The 1,154-nt window shown below is 72.1% G+C and carries 1 protein-coding gene and 1 pseudogene; one reads left to right on the forward strand and one right to left on the reverse strand.

Annotated elements, in window-relative coordinates:
• Window positions 1-764, reverse strand: a pseudogene (locus OS124_RS25135) (hypothetical protein); the annotation flags it as partial.
• Window positions 765-864: 100 nt separating this feature from the next.
• Between OS124_RS25135 and OS124_RS26655 the strand changes: the two are divergent.
• Window positions 865-1,154, forward strand: a 290-nt coding sequence (locus OS124_RS26655) for a redoxin domain-containing protein (protein ID WP_010141173.1), incomplete at its 3' end; no start/stop codon positions are given.

A 1,154-nucleotide genomic window follows, 5' to 3' on the forward strand; every position in this document is an offset into this window, starting at 1 on the left:
ATCAGCGTGGCATAGCTGTGCCCGCCCAGAAGCGAGACATCGCCCCGGATGACCAGCGCCTCGCCATTGCGCTCGAGGCTGAGCCGGCCGCCGTCGGCGGACCAGCGGCGGTCTGCCAGGATGTCCTCGTAGATCAGCGTCAGGCCGAGGCCCTCGATCCGGTGCAGCCGGGCCAGTTCGGGCCGCAGCAGCGTCTGCTTCAGCTCGTCCAGCGCATCGGCCAGGGCGCGATCGCCGCCCGGGGCGCGGGCCATCAGGTCATAGCTGCCATCGGCGCGCCGGCGCAGACGCAGCTGCGCGCCCGAGACGGTGATCTCGCTCGGCTCGATCCGCCCGCGCAGCAGGGCGGCGCCATCCAGCCGCGCCGTGCTCTGATCCAGCCGCAGCCGCGCCCCGCTGCCCGGCAGCGTCAGGTCCAGTTCGCCCATGCGCACCCGGGGCTGCCAACCGTCCTCGAAGACCAGCGACAGGCTGTCGAAGGCGACCGAGAGCCCCGGGCTCTGCGCCTCGATGCGGGCCACGACGCGGTCGCGCAGCCAGTCCGGCGCCGGCAGAGGCTGCCCCGAGAGCACCATGCGTGCGGTCCAGGCCCCGGTGCCCAGCAGGGCCAGCAGCAGCACCAGCATCAGCAGCCGGGCGAGCGCCCTCAGCGGACGCCGGGGCGGGCGCGGTGGCGACGGCGGGGGCGGTGGCGACGGCGGGGGCGTGGCGGCCGGCTGGACCGCGGCCTGGCGCGGGGCCTCTTCGGGGGAGGATGCGGTCATCGGGGCCTTTTGTCGAAACTGCGGGAAAGGCGGATTTTCATTCTGCGCCCCCGGTGCCTAATATGGAAGCCGACACGACACGGCAAGAAAGGTCCAGACCATGTCCCTCCCCTCCGAAGGCAGCATAGCGCCCGATTTCACCCTTCCCGCGGCGGGCGGTGGCGAAATCACGCTCTCGGCGCTGCGTCCCGCGCCGGTGGTGCTCTACTTCTACCCTAAGGACGACACCCCCGGCTGCACCTACCGAGGGCAAGGATTTCACCGCGCTGGCCGGGGCCTTCGCCGACGCCGGCGTGACGGTGCTGGGCATCAGCAAGGCACCGTCGCCAAGCACGAGAAATTCGCGGCCAAGCACGGGCTGGGCTCGGCCTGCCTGTCGGATGCCGAAGG

Origin of the sequence: Oceanicola sp. S124 (assembly GCF_000220565.1) — a bacterium.
Taxonomy (GTDB): Bacteria; Pseudomonadota; Alphaproteobacteria; order Rhodobacterales; family Rhodobacteraceae; genus Pseudooceanicola.